At 69.9% G+C, this 18156-nt stretch carries 17 protein-coding genes; 15 read left to right on the top strand and 2 right to left on the bottom strand.

What is annotated here, in order from left to right:
- Positions 1 to 138: 138 nt before the first annotated feature.
- The 9 genes from ACFQ4H_RS27505 to ACFQ4H_RS27545 all read left to right on the top strand — a co-directional run bounded on the left by ACFQ4H_RS27505 (position 139) and on the right by ACFQ4H_RS27545 (position 10153).
- Positions 139 to 2934 (top strand): Na+/H+ antiporter subunit A, encoded by a 2796-nt coding sequence (locus ACFQ4H_RS27505; RefSeq protein ID WP_377576118.1) that lies wholly within the window; start codon positions 139 to 141, stop codon positions 2932 to 2934.
- On the top strand, positions 2931 to 3413 hold the full coding sequence (locus ACFQ4H_RS27510; RefSeq protein ID WP_377576119.1) for a Na(+)/H(+) antiporter subunit C: 483 nt from the start codon (positions 2931 to 2933) through the stop codon (positions 3411 to 3413). Before ACFQ4H_RS27505 ends, ACFQ4H_RS27510 begins: the two co-directional genes overlap by 4 nt.
- Positions 3410 to 4915 carry a Na+/H+ antiporter subunit D gene (locus tag ACFQ4H_RS27515; RefSeq protein WP_377576122.1) on the top strand — a complete coding sequence of 502 codons (1506 nt, stop codon included), beginning with the start codon at positions 3410 to 3412 and terminating at the stop codon, positions 4913 to 4915. Before ACFQ4H_RS27510 ends, ACFQ4H_RS27515 begins: the two co-directional genes overlap by 4 nt.
- Positions 4912 to 5613 carry a Na+/H+ antiporter subunit E gene (locus tag ACFQ4H_RS27520; protein WP_377576125.1) on the top strand — a complete coding sequence of 234 codons (702 nt, stop codon included), beginning with the start codon at positions 4912 to 4914 and terminating at the stop codon, positions 5611 to 5613. Before ACFQ4H_RS27515 ends, ACFQ4H_RS27520 begins: the two co-directional genes overlap by 4 nt.
- Positions 5610 to 5870 (top strand): monovalent cation/H+ antiporter complex subunit F, encoded by a 261-nt coding sequence (locus ACFQ4H_RS27525; protein WP_377576128.1) that lies wholly within the window; start codon positions 5610 to 5612, stop codon positions 5868 to 5870. The genes ACFQ4H_RS27520 and ACFQ4H_RS27525 overlap by 4 nt, the downstream gene beginning before the upstream one ends.
- Complete coding sequence (gene mnhG, locus ACFQ4H_RS27530) at positions 5867 to 6223, top strand: monovalent cation/H(+) antiporter subunit G (RefSeq protein WP_377576130.1); 357 nt, start codon at positions 5867 to 5869, stop codon at positions 6221 to 6223. Before ACFQ4H_RS27525 ends, mnhG begins: the two co-directional genes overlap by 4 nt.
- A 303-nt stretch (positions 6224 to 6526) precedes the next feature.
- Positions 6527 to 7855 (top strand): hemolysin family protein, encoded by a 1329-nt coding sequence (locus tag ACFQ4H_RS27535; RefSeq protein WP_377576133.1) that lies wholly within the window; start codon positions 6527 to 6529, stop codon positions 7853 to 7855.
- Positions 7852 to 8916, top strand: a complete 1065-nt coding sequence (locus ACFQ4H_RS27540) for a hemolysin family protein (protein WP_377576135.1) — start codon at positions 7852 to 7854, stop codon at positions 8914 to 8916. Before ACFQ4H_RS27535 ends, ACFQ4H_RS27540 begins: the two co-directional genes overlap by 4 nt.
- Positions 8917 to 9232: 316 nt before the next feature.
- Positions 9233 to 10153: a sporulation protein gene (locus ACFQ4H_RS27545; protein ID WP_377576165.1), complete on the top strand. Its 921-nt coding sequence runs from the start codon at positions 9233 to 9235 to the stop codon at positions 10151 to 10153.
- A 127-nt stretch (positions 10154 to 10280) separates the two neighbouring features.
- Here the strand turns inward: ACFQ4H_RS27545 and leuE are convergent, their stop codons facing one another.
- Together leuE and ACFQ4H_RS27555 are read right to left on the bottom strand one after the other, a co-directional pair.
- Positions 10281 to 10952, bottom strand: coding sequence for a leucine efflux protein LeuE (gene leuE, locus ACFQ4H_RS27550; RefSeq protein ID WP_377576138.1), 672 nt, complete (start codon positions 10950 to 10952; stop codon positions 10281 to 10283).
- Complete coding sequence (locus tag ACFQ4H_RS27555; RefSeq protein ID WP_377576141.1) at positions 10949 to 12196, bottom strand: bifunctional pyridoxamine 5'-phosphate oxidase family protein/GNAT family N-acetyltransferase; 1248 nt, start codon at positions 12194 to 12196, stop codon at positions 10949 to 10951. The genes leuE and ACFQ4H_RS27555 overlap by 4 nt, the downstream gene beginning before the upstream one ends.
- 57 nt (positions 12197 to 12253) lie before the next feature.
- Here ACFQ4H_RS27555 and ACFQ4H_RS27560 point away from each other — a divergent pair, with 57 nt between their 5' ends.
- The 6 genes from ACFQ4H_RS27560 (at position 12254) to recA (ending at position 18077) form a co-directional block, all read left to right on the top strand.
- On the top strand, positions 12254 to 13597 hold the full coding sequence (locus ACFQ4H_RS27560; RefSeq protein ID WP_377576144.1) for an aminotransferase class I/II-fold pyridoxal phosphate-dependent enzyme: 1344 nt from the start codon (positions 12254 to 12256) through the stop codon (positions 13595 to 13597).
- A gap of 59 nt (positions 13598 to 13656) precedes the next feature.
- Positions 13657 to 14388: a UdgX family uracil-DNA binding protein gene (locus ACFQ4H_RS27565; RefSeq protein WP_377576147.1), complete on the top strand. Its 732-nt coding sequence runs from the start codon at positions 13657 to 13659 to the stop codon at positions 14386 to 14388.
- 193 nt (positions 14389 to 14581) lie between these two features.
- Positions 14582 to 15106, top strand: a complete 525-nt coding sequence (locus ACFQ4H_RS27570) for an RICIN domain-containing protein (protein ID WP_377576149.1) — start codon at positions 14582 to 14584, stop codon at positions 15104 to 15106.
- 206 nt (positions 15107 to 15312) lie between these two features.
- Positions 15313 to 16641, top strand: a complete 1329-nt coding sequence (locus ACFQ4H_RS27575) for an MFS transporter (RefSeq protein ID WP_377576152.1) — start codon at positions 15313 to 15315, stop codon at positions 16639 to 16641.
- A 3-nt stretch (positions 16642 to 16644) separates the two neighbouring features.
- Positions 16645 to 16845, top strand: coding sequence for a DUF3046 domain-containing protein (locus ACFQ4H_RS27580; protein ID WP_377576155.1), 201 nt, complete (start codon positions 16645 to 16647; stop codon positions 16843 to 16845).
- Between the two features lie 185 nt (positions 16846 to 17030).
- Positions 17031 to 18077: a recombinase RecA gene (gene recA / locus ACFQ4H_RS27585; protein WP_377576157.1), complete on the top strand. Its 1047-nt coding sequence runs from the start codon at positions 17031 to 17033 to the stop codon at positions 18075 to 18077.
- The last annotated feature ends 79 nt before the right edge of the window (positions 18078 to 18156 follow it).

An 18156-nucleotide genomic window follows, 5' to 3' on the forward strand; every position in this document is an offset into this window, starting at 1 on the left:
CGCCACTGGGGCCGATTGGTGACCCGGGCCGGCGCAATTTTCGGCGTTCTCGCCCTTTTCTTCGGCTTTCTGCCGTCTGATCCGTTGCAGGCACAGACCCTTGACCAGGGCCTGCGCTGACACCTACCTGGAGTACGTGTGCTGCTGCTGCTGACTCTCCACCTTGCCGGGGCGCTCTGCGCGCCGCTGTTCGTTCGCTGGTGGGGTCGGCGTGCCTTCTATCCACTGGCGCTGGCCCCCGCCGCCACCTTCGTCTGGGCGGTGGCACAGACCGGCGTGGTGAGCAAAGGCGGCGCGGTCGCCGAGACGTACCCGTGGGTCGCGGAGATCGGCCTCGGCCTGGCGCTGCGCGTCACCACGCTGTCCTGGCTGATGATGCTGCTGGTCGGTGGGGTCGGCGCGGCAGTGCTGATCTACTGCGCCCGCTACTTCGAGACCGGCGAGCCCGGACTCGGCCGCTTCGCCGGGGTGTTCGTCGGTTTCGCGGGCGCGATGCTCGGCCTGGTCGTCTCCGACGACCTGCTCCTGCTCTACGTCTTCTGGGAGCTGACCTCCGTCTTCTCCTACCTGCTGATCGGGCACAACCCGGAGAAGCGGGCCAGCCGTCGAGCCGCCTTCCAGGCGCTGGTCGTGACCACCCTCGGCGGACTGGCGATGCTGGTCGGGTTCATCATGCTCGGCCAGCACGCCGGGACCTACCGATGGTCGGAACTGGTCGACGGGCCACTGCCCAGCGGCGGCTACCTGGCCACCGCCCTGGTACTGATCCTGGTCGGCGCCCTGTCCAAGTCGGCGATCTTCCCGGTCAGCTTCTGGCTGCCGGCCGCGATGGCCGCCCCCACGCCGGTCAGCGCGTACCTGCACGCCGCCGCGATGGTCAAGGCCGGCGTCTACCTCGTCGCGCTGCTGGCCCCGGTCTTCGCCCTCACCACGCCCTGGTCGGTGGTGGTGAGCGTCGCCGGCGTGATCACGCTGCTGACCGGCGGCTGGGCGGCCCTGCGGCAGACCGATCTGAAGCTGCTGCTGGCGTACGGCACGGTGAGCCAACTGGGCCTGCTGATCGTGGTCACCGGTGCCGGCCACCGCAACGCCGCCCTGGCCGGCACCGCCATGCTGTTGGCCCACGCCCTGTTCAAGGCAGCGCTCTTCCTCACCGTCGGGGCCATCGACCGCACCACCGGCACCCGCGACCTGCGGGTCCTGTCCGGTCTGTGGCGCCGCGCGCCGGTGCTCTTCGGCGCGGCCGTACTCGCCGCCGCCTCCATGGCAGGCCTGCCACCGATGTTCGGCTTCGTCGCCAAGGAGGCGGTGTTCGAGTCGTTCGCCCACGATCCGCTCCTGCTGGCCGCCCTGGTGATCGGCTCCATGCTGACCGCCGGCTACAGCATCCGGTTCGTCTGGGGCGCATTCGCCAGCAAACCAGACATCGAGCCCACCGAGGTACGGTCGGCCGGCGTGAGCATGCTGGCCCCGATCGGCCTGCTGGCGCTGGCCGGGCTCGTGCTCGGCCCGTTGGCCGCGGGCGTGGACAAGCTGCTCACCCCGTACGCCGGGTGGGTCGGGCCGTCCGGATACCACCTGGCGCTCTGGCACGGGGTCACCCCGCCGCTGGTCTTCTCGGTCATCGCCCTGACCGGTGGTGCCCTGCTCTTCGCGTTCCGGGGTCGGGTGACGCCCCTGGTCCAACGGTTGCGGGCGCCGGTCGACGGCGTGACCGCCTACCAGCGGGTGACCGGCTGGCTGGACCGGTTCGCCACCGAGGTCACCGCGATCACCCAGCGCGGTTCGCTGCCGCAGTACCTGGGCATCATCCTGCTGGTCCTGGTGGTGGGTCCCGGTGGCGCGGTGCTGCTCGGACAGGTCTGGCCGAACCGGGTCGACCTGTGGGACACCCCACTGCAACTGGTCGTCGGGGCGGTCCTGGCCACCGCCGCCGTGCTGGCCGTACGGGCCCGGCGGCGGCTGGCCGCCATGGTGCTCGTCGGCGTGACCGGCTACGGCACCGCGATGATGTTCGTCCTGTACGGGGCACCCGATCTGGCGCTCACCCAGTTCCTCGTGGAGACGGTCACCATCGTGGTGTTCGTACTGGTCCTGCGCCGGTTGCCGATCAGGTTCTCGGCCCGACCACTGCGCAGCACCCGATGGGTCCGGATCGCCATCGGCGTGGCCGTCGGAGTGGTCATGTCCGGGCTGGCGCTGGCCGCTGCCGGAGGGCGGCAGGCGGTGCCCATCTCGGTCGACTTCCCCGACCTCGCCGTCTCGTACGGCAATGGGCGCAACGTCGTCAACGTGACCCTGGTCGACATCCGGGCCTGGGACACCATGGGCGAGATATCGGTGCTGCTGGTGGCGGCCACCGGGGTGGCCAGCCTGATCTTCCTACGACCACGCGGTGGCCCGGTGCCCCGTCGCCTGGACCTACCCCCGCCGACCCGCCGTCCCTGGGGCTACCGGGTCTGGCTGCGCGGCGGCCCGACCCTGCGCGAGCGGCGGCGTTCGATCATCTTCGAGGTGGTGACCCGGCTGCTGTTCCACATCATCGTGCTGTTCTCGATCTATCTGATGTTCTCCGGTCACAACGCGCCGGGTGGCGGCTTCGCCGGTGGTCTGGTGGCCGGCCTGGCGTTGACCGTCCGGTACTTCGCCGGTGGCCGGTACGAACTGGACGAGGCGGCTCCCGTGGACGCGGGGCTGGTGCTGGGTAGCGGCCTGTTCCTCTCGGTCGGCACCGGCGTGGTGGCCATGCTGCTCGGTGGGGACGTGTTGCAGAGCACCGTGGTCGACCTGCACCTGCCGGTCATCGGGGACATCCACCTGGTGACCTCGCTCTTCTTCGACGTCGGTGTCTATCTGATCGTGATCGGCCTGGTGCTGGACATCCTGCGCAGTCTGGGTGCCGAAGTGGACCGGCAGATCGAGGAGTCCGTATGAACAGCCCGAACCTGGTTCTGGTGATCGTCGTCGGCGTGCTGTTCGCCTGCGGCGTGTCCCTGCTGCTGGAACGCAGCCTGACCCGGGTGCTGCTCGGCATCATCCTGCTCGGTAACGGGGTCAACCTGCTGATCCTGCTCGGCGGCCACAACGGTGGCGCGCCGATCGTGGGGGTGACCCCGGACGAGGAGATGAGCGACCCGTTGCCCCAGGCGATGGTGCTGACCGCCATCGTGATCACGCTCGGCATGACCGCGTTCCTGTTGGCCATGGCCCATCGGAGTTGGCAGCTGTTCGGCCACGACGAGGTCCAGGACGACCTGGAGGACCGGCGCATCGCCGCCCGTGCCGAGCGGGACGCCGCTTCCGGCCTCGACGACAGCGACGACCAGGGCATCGACGACAGCAGCGACGATCTGGAGAAACTCGATCCGGGACCGGCGGCACGGCGGCTCGGCGGAAACGGGGCGAACTCATGAACTCACTCGTACCGCTGCCGGTCGTCATGCCGTTGCTGGGCGCCGCGCTGACGTTGATGTTGGCGCGCCGACCCCGCGCGCAGCGGGCGGTGAGCGTGGTCGTCCTCACGGCCACCCTCGCGGTCGCGGCGGCGCTGCTGGTGCTGGCGTACCGCGACGGACCGCTGGTGGTGTACGTCGGCGGCTGGCCCGCGCCGGTGGGCATCGTGCTGGTCGCCGACCAGTTGTCGGCGCTGATGCTGGTGGTCTCCGCCGCAGTGACCCTGTGCGTGCTGCTGTACTCGATCGGCGAGGGGCGGGCGGATGGCGACGAGGGCACTCCGGTGGCCATCTACCACCCCACCTACCTGGTGCTGACCGCCGGTGTGACGAACGCCTTCCTCTCCGGCGACCTGTTCAACCTCTTCGTCGGGTTCGAGATCCTGCTGGCGGCCAGCTACGTGCTGCTCACCCTCGGCGGCACCGACGTACGGATCCGGGCCGGTACGACCTACGTCGTGGTCAGCCTGCTCTCGTCGTTGATCTTCCTGAGCGCCATCGGGCTGATCTATGCCGCCACCGGCACACTCAACCTCGCCCAACTGGTTGACCGGCTCGACGCGTTGCCGGACAACCTGCGCCTGGTGCTGAACCTGATGCTGCTGCTGGCCTTCGGGATCAAGGCAGCGGTCTTCCCACTGTCGTCCTGGTTGCCGGACAGCTACCCCACCGCTCCGGCTCCGGTCACCGCCGTCTTCGCCGGACTGCTCACCAAGGTCGGTGTCTACGCGATCATCCGTACCGAGACGCTGCTGTTCCCGGGCGGTCGGGTCTCCGACGTGCTGATGGTGGTGGCGCTACTGACCATGCTGGTGGGCATCCTTGGTGCGGTCGCCCAGTCCGACATCAAACGGTTGTTGTCGTTCACCCTGATGGGACACATCGGCTACCTGATCTTCGGGGTGGCGCTGGCGACGACGGCCGGGCTGGCCGGTGCGATCTTCTACGTGGTCCACCACATCATCATCCTGACCACCCTCTTCCTGGCCACCGGGCTGTTGGAGCGGCGGGCCGGCAGCACCAACCTGGAGCGGATCGGGGGTCTCGGCCGGATAGCGCCACTGCTCGGTGTGCTGTTCTTCCTACCCGCCATCAACCTGGCCGGTATTCCGCCGTTCTCCGGCTTCCTCGGCAAGGTGGGCCTGCTACAGGCCGGCGTGGCGGCCGGTGGGGTACTGCCCTGGCTGTTGGTCGCCGGGGGCACCATCACCAGCCTGCTCACCCTCTACGCGATCATGAAGGTCTGGAACATGGCCTTCTGGCGGGCCCCCAAGGTGGACTCGCCCGACGCGCCGGCCGGACTGCCCCGGCTGATGGTGGGCTCGACCCTCGCCCTGGTCGCGCTCGGGGTGGCGCTCACCCTGGTCGCCGGGCCGCTCTACCGGGTCAGCGCCGACGCCGCCGAGCATCTGCGACAACGCTCGCCGTACGTCGAAGCGGTCTTCCCGGGAGGTACGCCGTGACCCCGCCAGCGTCCCAGCAACCAGCGGAGGGGGAGCCGTCGGTGCCGTCGCCCGCCGAACAGTGGAAGAGGTCGGAGCTGTCCGAATCTCCGGTGATCGAGTCGCCGTTGACCGAGGTGGAACCGGAGATACCGCGTACCGTCCCGACCCGTACCCGATGGCGGGACCAGGCCGTCACGGTGGGCGTACTGGTGCTGGTGTGGAATCTGCTCTGGGACGAGTTCTCCTGGGGCAACGTGCTCGGTGGGCTGGCCGTGGCGCTGGTCGTACTGTTCTTCTTCCCGTTGCCGCCGGTGACCTTCGAGGGGCGCCTCCGCCCGGTGGGGCTGATCCGGTTCGCGACGCGGTTCGTCTACGACCTGGTGACCGCGAGCATCCACGTCGCCTGGACCGCCCTGCGTCCCGGCTACCAGCCCCGTAACGCGATCATCGCCGTGCCGCTACGGGTGCGTTCGGACCTCAACCTGACCCTGACCGCCGAGGCGGTGTCCCTGGTCCCGGGGAGCCTGATCGTGGAGGCGGACCGCAAGAGCGGCACCCTCTACGTCCACGTGCTCGACATCCGAGGTCCGGAGGACCTGGACCGCGCCCGCCGGGAAGTGCTGGAACTCGAGTCGCGGATCATCCGGGCCATCGGCTCGAAGGCCGAGTTGCGCCAGTTGCAGCAGACCTCCACCGATCGAGGAGCAACCGCATGATCGTCGTCGTCGTGATCGTCACTGCGCTGCTGGCCATTGCCGCGGTGCTCGCCCTGATCCGGATCGCCCGCGGTCCGTCGCTGTTCGACCGGGTGGTCGCCACCGACGTCCTGCTCTCCGTCGTCGTCGGCGCGCTGGGGGCCGAGGCGGCGATCAACCGGCACTCGACCACCCTGCCGATCATGGTCGTCCTCTCCATTCTCGGCTTCGTCGGCTCGGTGGGGGTCGTCCGGTTCGTCGCGCAGGAGGAGTCATGACCGTGGGTGACGTCGCGGACGTCCTGTCGGCGGTCTGCCTGATCGCCGGGGCGTTGCTGAGTCTCGTTGCGGGGATCGGCCTGGTCCGTTTTCCCGACGTGCTGTCCCGGATGCACGCGGCCACCAAGCCACAGGTGCTGGGGCTTCTGCTCATCCTGATCGGGGTGGGCCTGCGGCTGAGTACCAGTGGGGACTGGACCACACTGCTGTTGGTGGGCGTGTTCCAGTTGGCGACCGCGCCGATCGCCGCGCACCTGGTCGGCCGGGCTGCGTACCGCGCCCGGCGGTGCGAGACGGAGGAACTGGTGGTCGACGAACTCGCCGAGCGGCCGGTCCATCACCACGGTGAGTAGGATCGGGGCCGTTGGGCGGTTCTCCGCCATCGATTCGGGGGAATCCGGACATGTTCCCACCCGTGGGACGGCTGTGCTGCCACTGTCCGCCACCGTCGGGCAAGGGCGGATCCGGGCGGGCGGCCGACCCGGGCGACTCGATGCCGGGCGGTCCTTCCCCAGGGCTCAGCAAATCCCCAGGTAGTACCGATAAACTGGCGGCATGATCGACTCGACTGCCCAGGAGGGCAGCTATAGCCGGCCGGGTTGGACCCGGCAAGTAACACACCAGGCGCCGTCGTACCGGGGAGCACTGAGCACTCCGTGTTGATCGCGCTTGGCCTCTTTCTGATCATCGTCTTGACCGCGGCGACGGGCTACTTCGTGGCCCAGGAGTTCGGCTACGTGGCCGTCGACCGGGGGAAGCTCCAGCAACTCGCCGACGAGGGTGACGTCTCCGCCCAGCGGGCACTCAAGGTCACCGGACGGTTGTCCTTCATGCTCTCCGGAGCCCAGCTCGGTATCACCGTGACCGCCCTGCTCGTCGGTTACGTCGCCGAGCCGTTCCTCGGCGACGGGCTGGCCGACCTGCTCGGCTTTGCCGGTGTCTCGCGGACCGTCAGCCTTCCGCTCTCCGTGGCACTCGCCCTGATCATCGCCACCATCGTGCAGATGGTCTTCGGCGAATTGGCACCGAAGAACCTCGCCATCGCCCGGCCGGAAGTCGTGGCCAAGGCGCTCGGCCGCTCAACGCTGGCCTACCTGACGATCGCCGCGCCGGTGATCCGGCTCTTCGACGCCGCTGCCACCCGGCTGCTGCGCCGGGCCGGCATCGAGCCGATCGAGGAACTGCCCAGCGGGGCCACTCCGGAGGACCTGGAGCAGATCATCGCGGAGTCCCGCCAGGAGGGGCACCTCGACGCGGAGATGTCGACGCTGCTCGACCGGGGGCTCGACTTCCGTCAGCTCACCGCCGGTGAGGTGATGGTGCCCCGGGTCGACGTGCACACCGTACGGGCCGACGAGCCGGTGAGCCGGGTCGTGGAACTGCTGGACACCGGACACTCCCGGTTCCCGGTACGCGGTGCCGAGGGCGTGGACGACCTGGTGGGCGTCGTCGGCATCGCCGACGTACTGAACGTGCCGTCGACCGAACGGGGCACCACCCTGATCTCGTCGGTGGCGGGCGCTCCGCTGCTCGTCCCCTCGACCCTGCCGCTGCCGACGGTGCTGGACCGACTGCGCGCCGGCCACCGTCAGCTCGCCTGTGTGGTGGACGAGTACGGCGGGTTCGCCGGCGTGATCAGCCTGGAGGACATTGCCGAGGAACTGGTCGGACCGATCCGGGACGAGGACGATCCGCCCGAGCCGGCCCCGACCCGGCAGACGGACGGCTCCTGGGTGGTACCGGCCCGCTGGCGGATCGACGAGGTCGCCGACAGCACCGGTATCTCGCTGCCCGAGGCCCCGGAGTACGACACGCTGTCCGGGCTGGTGATGCTGGAACTGGGCCGGGTACCCGAGGTGGGTGACCGGCTGGAGATCAGCCTGTCGGCCGAGGCCGATGCGGAACTGCCGCCGCGGGCCCTCGTCGAGGTGCTGGCCGTGGATCGGCACGTCGCCGACTCCGTACGGCTGGAGGTGGTCCGATGAGTACGACCTGGGCTCTGCTGATCTCCCTGGCCCTGTTGGCACTCAACGGCTTCTTCGTGGCGGCCGAGTTCGCGCTGGTGGCCAGCAAGCGCTACCGGTTGGAGCAGGCCGCGGCCAGTGGCGGCCGGGCGGCCCGGGCGGCGCTGGCGGGCAACCGCGAGCTGTCGCTGATGCTGGCCGGTGCGCAGCTCGGTATCACCGTCTGTACGTTGGGTCTGGGTGCGCTGGCCGAACCGGCGATCGAGCACCTGCTCAGTCCGGCACTCACCGGCCTGGGGCTGCCGGCGGCGACCAGCCACGCCATCGCCCTGGTGTTCGCACTGGTCGTGGTGACCTTCCTGCACCTGGTGGTCGGCGAGATGGCACCGAAGTCGTGGGCCATCACCGACCCCGAACGGTCGGCGCTGCTGCTGGCCCTGCCGTTCCGGGCCTTCGCGCGGCTGGTCAAGCCGCTGCTGTCGATCATGAACGGCATGGCCAACGCCACGCTGCGGCTGGTCCGGGTGAACCCGCAGGAACAGCTGGCCCAGGCACACGGGCCGGACGAGCTGCGCATGCTGCTGGAACAGTCCCGGCAGCACGGGCTGCTGGCGGCCGACCAGCACGAGATGCTGACCAGCATGCTCGAGTTGCAGGGCACCCTGGTTGCCGACGTGATGGAGCCGGTGGACCAGATCGTCTCGGTACGCCGTACCGACACCGCCGAGCGGATCGAGGAGGTGTCCCGGGCCAGTGGCCGGTCCCGCCTGGCGGTGCTGGACGGTCCGGGCGAGGTGATCGGCGTGGTGCACGTACGGGAGGCCGTTCGGGCGACGACCACGGGTCGGGACGCTACGGCGGGCGAGTTGATGGGCCCGGTCTTCGGGCTCGCGACGACGGCCACCGTGACCGAGGCGGTTGCCGCGATGCGGGCCGGCCAGGTGCAGCTCGCCATGGTGACCAACGGCGCGGGTGCCGGCCGTCCGGTCGGGTTCGTGGCCTTGGAGGACCTGCTGGAAGAGGTCATCGGCGAGTTCGACGACGAGACCGATCCGGTGCCGAGGGGCCGGCGGATGCGCTGAGTCCCCCAGACCCGGGGTGTGGCGGTGGCGACGCCACCACACCCCCGGGTGGGGCCGCCACCGGGCCGTGGACGGGTGTCCGGTTACCGGACAACGGGTGTCTCCGCTGGGGTAGCAGAGCAGAGCGAGACGTGAGGGGTACCGCCGTCAGCCCGGTGAGGGGATCGTGACGGCGGGCCGGGACACTGAACCCGAGGACTTTTCGGCGGAACGCTGGGGATACGCGTAGGACGTACGGGAAGACAGCCGGCGGACGCGTTCGGCGGACCACCCGCGTTCGGCGGACCGAGGAGGTGCACCGGTGGCTTTCGGGGGGATGCCACCAGGCCTGGGCGGGACCGGCCTGTCGGTCAGGACCGTACTGGCGAATCCGAGCACCCGGCCGGGCCTGAAGTTACCCGGCCGGGTCACGCTGCTGGCCGGCTCGACCGACGTACTGGTGGACCAGGTGGTGCTGGGCCTGGTCAGCCAGGTGGAACCGGATGACATGAGCGCCGGCCGGGTCCTCATGGAGTTCCACCGGGTGACCATCTCCGGCCCGTTCGTGGTGCCGGCCGGTCACCGTCGGGCCGTGGCGTTCGCCCTGCCGATGCCGTGGGAGACCCCGATCACCGTGATCAACGGTCTACGGCCGTTCAGTCTCCGGATGGGCCTGCGGACCGAGGTGGCGGTCGACCCGATGACCGACGAGGGGGGCATGGTGCCCCTCTACGTGCACCCGCTCCCGGCCCAGGAGCGGATCCTGGCAGCGTTGGAGTCGTTGGAGTTCCGGCTACGCCAGGCCGGGCTGCAGGCCGGCCGGCTGCCTGGCATCGACCAGAAGATGCCGTTCCACCAGAAGATCGGGTTCTGGGCACCGCCGCTGTACGCCGGCCCGTTCACCGAACTGGAACTGACCCTGGTCACCGATCCCTACGGGGTGGAGGCCATCTTCGGGCTCGACCGTCGGATGGCGATGACCGGGGCCGGGCACTACAGCCTGAGCCGGTTCCGGGTCTGGCATACCAACGCCACCGGTGACTGGGTCAACCTGATGGATGGCTGGCTGCGACATGCGATCAACCGGCACGCCTATGCGGCGGCCGGCTACCGGGGAACGGCGCCGATCCTCGAGTCGGCGCACGTGACCCGCCCACCTGACGATCCGGACGAGAGCCATTCGCCCGAGGCGGCCCGGGAGGGCACCGCCGGCGGCGGCGCGGGTATCGGGGGTGGAGGCGGTGGCGACGGCACCTGATCGGGCGACGGCATCTGGTCGGGGTGCCGCGACGGCACCTGGTCGGGGCGACGGCACCTGGTCGGGACGACGGCACCGGATCGGGCCGGCTGGGCGCGAGCAGCCATCCGGCCCGATCCGTCGGGCGTCAACCGGCGCTGGCCGTGGCCAGCTTGAGGCTGAAACCGATGAAGAGCACACCGATCCCGGTCTTCACCCCGGTGGCCAACCGTTGACGCTGGCGGAACTGCGCTGCCAGGTAGGAACCCGCGAAGATCAGCACCGTCAGGTAGAGCATGCTGGTCGCCTGTGCGATGAGCCCGAGCAGCAGGAACGACAGCGCAGGGTAGGCGTAGGACGGGTCGACGAACTGGATGAAGAAGGAGATGAAGAACAGGATCGCCTTCGGATTGAGCAGGCAGATCACCGCCGCCCGCCGGAACGGATGCCGTACCGCAGCCGGCTCGGCGGCGTCGATCAGGCGCGGCGCATTCGGGTCGTTGCGGCTCCGCCAGCGCCGCCAGGCACCGCGCAGCATGTTCAACCCCAGATAACCGAGGTACGCCGCACCGGCGTACTTGATCACCATGAAGATCGGTGGATACGTCTGGAGCAGCGACGCGACCCCGGCGGCGGAGAGCACCATGAGTACCGTGTCGCCGAGGAACACCCCGGCGGCGGCGCGATAGCCGGCCGGTATCCCACGGCGGGCGGCGGTGGAGAGCACGAAGAGTGAGTTGGGGCCGGGCAGCAGGATGATCGCTATCGTCCCCAGCACGTATGTCCAGATGTCGGTGATCCCTAGCACGGGGGACATCATGCAGCCGTGGAGACGCCCTGGTGAAGGCGTTCCCGGAGCGTGACCTGTGCAGTTGACCACTCGTCGGCGGTCATCGAGTAGACGACCGTGTCCCGCCACGAGCCGTCCGGTCGCTGCCGGTGCATCCGCAGCACCCCCTCGCGCTGGGCGCCGAGCCGTTCGATGGCCCGCTGCGAGCGGTCGTTGCGGATGTCGGTGTGCCAGACCACCCGTACCGCCCCCAACTCCTCGAAGGCCCGGGTCAACAGCAGCAGCTTGGCCTCGGTGTTGATCCCGGTACGCCACCAGGGCCGGCCGAGGAACGTGTAGCCGATGGCCACCGTCCGCCGGGTCTCGTCGACCTCGTAGTACGAGGTGCTGCCGACGACCTGGCCGGTGACCGCGCAGCGCTGCACCCAGGGCACCCGCTCGCCCCGGTGGGCGGCGCGCAGCGCCTCGATCACGATCGCCGCCGCGTCGTCGCGGGACCGGGGCATCGGGTTGCCGAGATGCTGCCAGACCTCGGGATCGCCGGTCGCGGCGTGCAGCCCGTCGACGTGGGGCAGGTCGAGCGGTTCGAGGATCACGTGTTCGCCGCGCATCGGTGTCGCGGTCAACCAGGGGGAGTACGTCGGCCTCAGGTAGTCGGGCACCGGTGCGGTGACGCCGGAGTCGGGTACCGGTATGCCGGGGGTCAGCCGCAGCGGCACCACCCCGGCCCAGTGGGGCAGCGGGTGGTCCTCGGGCTCCTCGTTCACCCCGCCGAGGCGGGCCTTGACCGACACCTCCCGTAGCGGCAGCGCCAGCACCGCAGTCTCGGCCAACTCCTTGCGGCTCGGCGGCCGGCTGTCGGCGGCCCGACCCCGGCCGAGCTTCTCCACCAGGGCGGTCATCGCCGCCCGCTTCTCGGTCTCGTCGGTGACCAGGTGGGCGACGCCGTGCGCGACCACCGACCGGTAGTTGGCGCTGTGGTGGAACTGGGACCGGGCGTAGACCAGGCCGTCGAGCATCGTGACGGTGAGGCAGACCGGCAGACCATCGTCCGTACGGGCGGCCAGTAGCGGCCTGCTGCCGGTGGAACCGTGCAGGTAGAGGGTGTCGTCGACGCGTACGTGCAGGGTGGGCAGCGCCCGTGGCTCACCGTCGACGGTGAAGGCCAGCACGCAGTGGTACGCCTCGTCGAGGATCGCGTGCGCGGTGGCCCGTTGGTAGTCGATCCGGTCCCGGTTGCGATTGGCCGTGGTTCGTTCCGTCCTCGGGTACATGCCACACTCCGTACTTTCCAACCAGACCGTACTTTGTTCTAGTACAATCCCTGAACTGTGGCAGCACATTATCAGTTGACCGGTGGTACGGCAGCCGAGATAACGGCCAGCGTCGAAACCGGCATCCGCACCGGCGAACTGCCGCCAGGATCCGCGTTGCCCGCCGTCCGCACGTTGGCCGAACAACTCGCCGTCAGCCCGGCCACCGTCGCAAAGGCGTACCAGGCGCTACGTCAGCGGGGCGTGGTCGTGACCGCCGGCCGCAACGGCACCCGGGTCCGTCCCCGACCACCGGTCGCCCCCCAACGCTCGGTGCTCCGCCTGCCACCGACCCCCGGCGTGCTGGACCTGTCCGTCGGCGAACCCGACCCCCGGCTGCTGCCAGCACTCGGCCGGCACCTGGCGGCCATCGCCGCCCGCAACGAACCACCGGTCGGCTACGCCACCGCCGGGGTGCTCCCCGAACTGTTCGACGTCGCCCGGGACCGGCTCACCGCCGACGGCGTCCCGGCCGACGAGATCACCGTCACCGGTGGCGCCCTCGACGGGATCGACCGGCTGCTGGCCGCCCACCTGCGCCCCGGAGACCCGGTGGCGGTCGAGGACCCGGGCTGGGTCAACCTGTTCGACCTGGTCGCCGCGTTGGGACTGTGCCCGGTCGGCGTACCCGTCGACGACGATGGCCCCACCGTGACCGGCGTACGCGCCGCACTGGCCGCCGGGGTCCGGGCGCTGATCGTCACCAGCCGGGCGCACAACCCCACCGGTGCCGCCGTCACCGCTGACCGGGCCCGCGAGCTGCGTGAACTCCTCGCCACGCAGCCGGAACTGCTGCTCATCGAGGACGACCATGCCGCCGAGCTGGCTCCCGTACCGCTGCACTGCCTGGCCGGCGCCACCAGGAACTGGGCCTTCCTCCGTTCGACCAGCAAGCCCTACGGCCCGGACCTGCGGTTGGCCGTCCTGGCCGGCGACGAGGCGACCGTGGCCAGGGTCACCGGCCGGATGCGGGTGGGCACCGGTTGGGTCTCCACCCTGCTGCAACGTCTCGCCGTCCAGCTCTGGCGGGACCCGACGGTCGCCGAGCAGGTCGCCCTGGCCCGGGACACCTACGAACACCGGCGCCGGATGCTGCGGGAGGCGTTGTTCGACCGGGGCCTGACCAGCGCCCACGGCCGTACCGGCATCAACGTCTGGATTCCGGTGTGCGACGAGACCCGCGCGGTGACCGGGCTGCGTGACGCCGGGTACGCGGTCGCGCCCGGTTCGCTCTACCGGCTGTCCACCGGACCGGGCATCCGGATCACCGTCAGTCCGCTGGCCGAGCGGGACATCGAACCGCTGGCCGACGCGGTGGCCCGGGCACTGAACGCCGACAACCCGGGCACCTTCAGCGCCTGACCACCATCCGGCCTGCCGTCATCACCATAGGAGTCCGGAATCTCCGACCCGCCGTCCGGATGTCGGCGGTAGCGGGTAAAAAGGTCGCCATGGCCGAAACCACGACCGCCCCCGGTGCGCAACAGTTCATCCCGCCGGACGCCGACAACCTGGACCAGCTTCGCGCCGCGGCCACCGGTTGTCGCGGCTGCGACCTCTACGCCGACGCCACCCAGACCGTGTTCGGGCGCGGCGACGCCCACGCCCGGGTGGTCTTCGTCGGGGAACAACCCGGCGACATGGAGGACCAGAACGGACTGCCCTTCGTCGGTCCCGCCGGTCACCTGCTGCGCCGGGCGGTCGACGAGGCCGGCCTGGACCCCCGACAGCTGTACATCACGAACGCCGTCAAGCACTTCAGGCACCAGCTGCGGGGCAAGCGACGCATCCACCAGACCCCCGACCAGGTGCACATCGTCGCCTGCCGGCCCTGGCTGGTCGCCGAGTTCGCCCAGCTGCAACCGGAGGTCGTCGTGGTGCTCGGCGCGACCGCCGCCAAGGCCCTGCTCGGTCCGTCCTTCCGGGTGACCCGCTCGCGCGGCGTACTGATGCCCTGGCCCGACTCGGCCCAGCGTCCGCAGGACTTCACCCGGGTACCGACGGACTCGACCGGCCGGCTCGGATCGGTGCCACCGGCCCAGCTGGTCGCCACCATCCACCCGTCGGCGGTGCTGCGGGCCGACAACCGGGAGGTTGCGTACGCCGGGCTGGTCGACGACCTGAGGGTCGTCGCCGGTGCCCTCGCCGGCTGAGGTCCGAACCGGGGTAGGGCTGCCAGGGCAGCCCACCACCACGTCAGCAGCACGTCAGCCCCGCTCCAGCGCCTACTGCGAATGTTTGACCACTGCGGAGATGAGCCGCAGTGACGGCGGGAGGCACGACCGGGCATCTGCCGTCTCGATCGCCGCAGAATGCGGCAAACCAGGCAGAGGAGTGTGCAGGATCATGCAGTTGACCAGATCCGTCCGTCGGACGGCCACGGCCGCAGTGCTCGGACTGGGCGTGGCCGTCTGGCCGGCGCAGAGCGCCAGCGCGCTGGCGCCCAACTACGAGTTCGTCGCTGGCAACAGCGGCAAATGCATGGACGTGGCGGGCGGGAGCACCAGCAACGGTGCCAGGCTCCAGCAGTACGTCTGCAACGGCACCAGCGCCCAACTGTTCAGGACCGAGCCGGTCGGCAACGGCTACTACAGAATCGTCAACCTCGCCAGCCAGAAGTGCCTGGACGTAAAGGACGTCAGCTTCGCCGACTATGCTCCGGTCCAGCAGTACACCTGTCACAGCGGCTACAACCAGCACTGGGAGTTTCGCCTGATGGCGGGGACCTTCGACTGGTACCAGATCATTGCCCGGCACAGCGACAAGTGCCTGACCGTGGCCAGCTCCAGCCTGGAGGACCGGGCCCCGCTGGTGCAGGAGACCTGCGGCCCCCTCGGCACGTACAACCAGAACTGGCAGCTACGCCACTGACAAGTCAAAGAAAGCTGCTGTCGCGTACGAACGAACAGTCGCGACGGCAGCATTTTGGCGTATCCATGCCATTGACCCCCGTACCCCACCAGCGCACCCTGGCAATCAACCGGGCAGGCTACCCGCGCGGTCGGCCCCGAGGGGTGCCGCCGGCACCCCATAGGAAAGGATGTGGCCGATCGCCACCCCTTACCGATGGAGTGCCAATGGCCACCTCCGCAACCGTGCCCCCGGCCGGCACCGCACCCGAGACCCGGGGGCCGGACATCGCCCGGATCCAGCGCCGCACCCTCCGGCTGCTCTTCGGCACCCAGATCATCGGTGGCATCGGCACCACCATCGGCATCTCGGTGGGCGCGCTGCTGGCCGCCAGCCTCGTCGGCACCGCCGTGTCCGGGGTGGCCCAGAGCGCCGCGGTCGTCGGTGGTGCGCTGCTGGCGGTGCCGGTCACCCGGATCATGAACGCCCGGGGCCGGCGACCCGGTCTGGCCGTCGCGTACCTCACCGGTGCGCTGGGCGGCATCCTCGTGGTGCTGGCCGCGGTGACCGGCTGGACCCCCCTGCTCTTCCTCGGCATGCTGCTCTTCGGCGGGGGCAGCGCAGCCAACCTCCAGGCCCGCTACACCGCCGTGGACCTCGCCGAACCGGCCCGTCGGGGCCGGCAACTGTCGCTGGTCGTCTGGGCCACCACCATCGGTGCGGTCGCGGCCCCGAACTTCGCCTCGCTGGCCGACGGGTTCACCATCGACCTGGGCCTACCGGCGCTCTCCGGGCCGTTCGCCTTCAGCGCGGTCGCCTTCGTCGTCGCCGCTGTCGTACTCTCCGTCTTCCTGCGACCGGATCCGCTGCTCACCGCACGGCGGGTGGCCGCCGACCGTACCCCGGAACCGGCCGCGACCACCGATCGACCCGGTAAGGCCCGTGGCGGCGGTATGCGCGCGGCGCTGCGGGTGGTCTCCGCGCTCCCGGCCGCGCGTCTCGGCATCGCCGCCGTCGCCGTCGGCCACCTGGTCATGGTCGGTGTGATGTCGATGACCCCGGTACGCCTCGGCGAGTCGCACGGGCACGACACCGTGCTCCGGGTGGTCGGCATCGTGCTCAGCGTGCACATCGCCGGGATGTACGCGTTGTCGCCGGTCGTCGGCTGGCTCACCGACCGGCTCGGCCGTCGGGCGGTCATCCTCGGTGGTGTGGCACTACTGCTGGCCGCCTGCGCGGTCGCCGGCACCGCCGGGCACGACACGTTCCGGTTGACGCTCGGCCTGGCGCTGCTCGGTCTGGGCTGGTCGGGGACCATGGTGGCCGGCTCCACCCTGCTGTCGGAGTCGGTGCCCGCCGACGTGCGGCCCGCCGCGCAGGGCCTGTCCGACCTGACCATGGGCCTGGCCGGGGCGGCGGCCGGTGCGATCAGTGGGTTTGTCGTCGAGTGGGTCGGCTACCCGGTACTCAATCTGCTGGCGGCGGTCGCGGTGGTGCCGCTGGTGGCACTAGCGTTGCGTCCGATCCCGGACAGGGCGACGACCGAAGGGGCATGAGGAGTGCGGCTGACGGATTTTTGGGCGCGGCTGGAGCAGGCGTTCGGACTGGGTTACGCCGGCAGCATCGCCGCCGACCAGGTGCTGACCCAGTTGGGCGGTCGCACCATCGAGCAGGCGCTGGCGGATGGCGAGCCGACGGCTGCGGTGTGGCGGGCGGTGTGCGCGGCCTATCCCGACCGGGTGCCGCCCCGACTACGTTGAGCTGCTGAGATGTGACGCTCGCGTGTCGGTCGACGGGTCGTACACTTGTTCGGCTATTGTCCACAGCGGGGGTGCCCGTCCACAGGTCACAGCCAGTCGGCTGTTTTCTGTCGGACCCAGCGCCTAGCGTGTTCCGCGTGACTAGAGGCTCAGCAAAGACGCCGGCAAAGGCAGGGGTGGCGACCATGGCGGCAGGACCTGACCGGGAGAAGGCACTCGACCTTGCTCTCGCTCAGATCGACAAGCAGTTCGGCAAGGGTTCGGTGATGCGGTTGGGGGACCGGCCGGTCATCCAGACCGCTGTCATCCCGACCGGTTCGATCGCGCTCGACGTGGCACTCGGTGTCGGCGGTCTGCCTCGTGGCCGGGTCGTGGAGATCTACGGACCGGAGTCGAGCGGTAAGACCACCGTGGCACTGCACGCGGTGGCCAATGCCCAGCGGGCCGGCGGCATCGCCGCCTTCATCGACGCCGAGCACGCGCTCGACCCGGAGTACGCCAAGGCGCTCGGTGTCGACACCGACGCGATGCTGGTCTCCCAGCCGGACACCGGTGAGCAGGCGCTCGAGATCGCGGACATGCTGATCCGCTCCGGTGCGCTGGACATCATCGTCATCGACTCGGTCGCCGCGCTGGTGCCGCGCGCCGAGATCGAGGGCGAGATGGGCGACAGTCACGTCGGTCTTCAGGCCCGGCTGATGAGCCAGGCGCTGCGGAAGATCACCGGTGTGCTCAACAGCACCGGCACCACCGCGATCTTCATCAACCAGCTCCGCGAGAAGATCGGTGTGATGTTCGGAAGCCCCGAGACGACCACCGGTGGACGGGCGTTGAAGTTCTACGCCTCGGTCCGGCTCGACGTGCGACGCATCGAGAGCCTCAAGGACGGCACCGACGTGGTCGGTAACCGGACCCGGGTCAAGGTCGTGAAGAACAAGGTCTCGGCCCCGTTCAAGCAGGCCGAGTTCGACATCATGTACGGCAAGGGCATCTCCCGCGAGGGTTCTCTGATCGACGTCGGTGTGGAGCAGTCGATCATCCGTAAGTCCGGTGCCTGGTACACCTACGACGGTGACCAGCTCGGGCAGGGCAAGGAGAAGGCCCGGGAGTTCCTGCGGGAGAACCCGGACGTGGCGGCCGAGATCGAGAAGAAGATCCTGGAGAAGCTCGGTGTCGGGACGGGTGCGGGCGACGCAGCCGGCGGACCGGACCTTCCGCCGGTGGACTTCTGATCGACCGCTGAGTTCACAACTCCATGGCTGGACGACGGCGTGGTGCCCGGTCGGGGCGGGGCTGGGATGCGGCCCCGCC

This window comes from Micromonospora sonneratiae (assembly GCF_042679305.1).
Classification (GTDB): domain Bacteria; phylum Actinomycetota; class Actinomycetes; order Mycobacteriales; family Micromonosporaceae; genus Micromonospora_H; species Micromonospora_H sonneratiae.

What these genes read in the sequence shown, in the direction of transcription:
- ACFQ4H_RS27510 (WP_377576119.1), top strand. Translation starts at nt 2,931, where the DNA reads ATGAACAGCCCGAACCTGGTTCTGGTGATCGTCGTCGGCGTGCTGTTC.
- ACFQ4H_RS27515 (WP_377576122.1), top strand. Translation starts at nt 3,410, where the DNA reads ATGAACTCACTCGTACCGCTGCCGGTCGTCATGCCGTTGCTGGGCGCC.
- ACFQ4H_RS27525 (WP_377576128.1), top strand. Translation starts at nt 5,610, where the DNA reads ATGATCGTCGTCGTCGTGATCGTCACTGCGCTGCTGGCCATTGCCGCG.
- mnhG (WP_377576130.1), top strand. Translation starts at nt 5,867, where the DNA reads ATGACCGTGGGTGACGTCGCGGACGTCCTGTCGGCGGTCTGCCTGATC.
- ACFQ4H_RS27540 (WP_377576135.1), top strand. Translation starts at nt 7,852, where the DNA reads ATGAGTACGACCTGGGCTCTGCTGATCTCCCTGGCCCTGTTGGCACTC.
- ACFQ4H_RS27545 (WP_377576165.1), top strand. Translation starts at nt 9,233, where the DNA reads ATGCCACCAGGCCTGGGCGGGACCGGCCTGTCGGTCAGGACCGTACTG.
- leuE (WP_377576138.1), bottom strand. Translation starts at nt 10,952, where the DNA reads ATGATGTCCCCCGTGCTAGGGATCACCGACATCTGGACATACGTGCTG.
- ACFQ4H_RS27555 (WP_377576141.1), bottom strand. Translation starts at nt 12,196, where the DNA reads ATGTACCCGAGGACGGAACGAACCACGGCCAATCGCAACCGGGACCGG.
- ACFQ4H_RS27565 (WP_377576147.1), top strand. Translation starts at nt 13,657, where the DNA reads ATGTCGGCGGTAGCGGGTAAAAAGGTCGCCATGGCCGAAACCACGACC.
- ACFQ4H_RS27570 (WP_377576149.1), top strand. Translation starts at nt 14,582, where the DNA reads ATGCAGTTGACCAGATCCGTCCGTCGGACGGCCACGGCCGCAGTGCTC.
- ACFQ4H_RS27575 (WP_377576152.1), top strand. Translation starts at nt 15,313, where the DNA reads ATGGCCACCTCCGCAACCGTGCCCCCGGCCGGCACCGCACCCGAGACC.
- recA (WP_377576157.1), top strand. Translation starts at nt 17,031, where the DNA reads ATGGCGGCAGGACCTGACCGGGAGAAGGCACTCGACCTTGCTCTCGCT.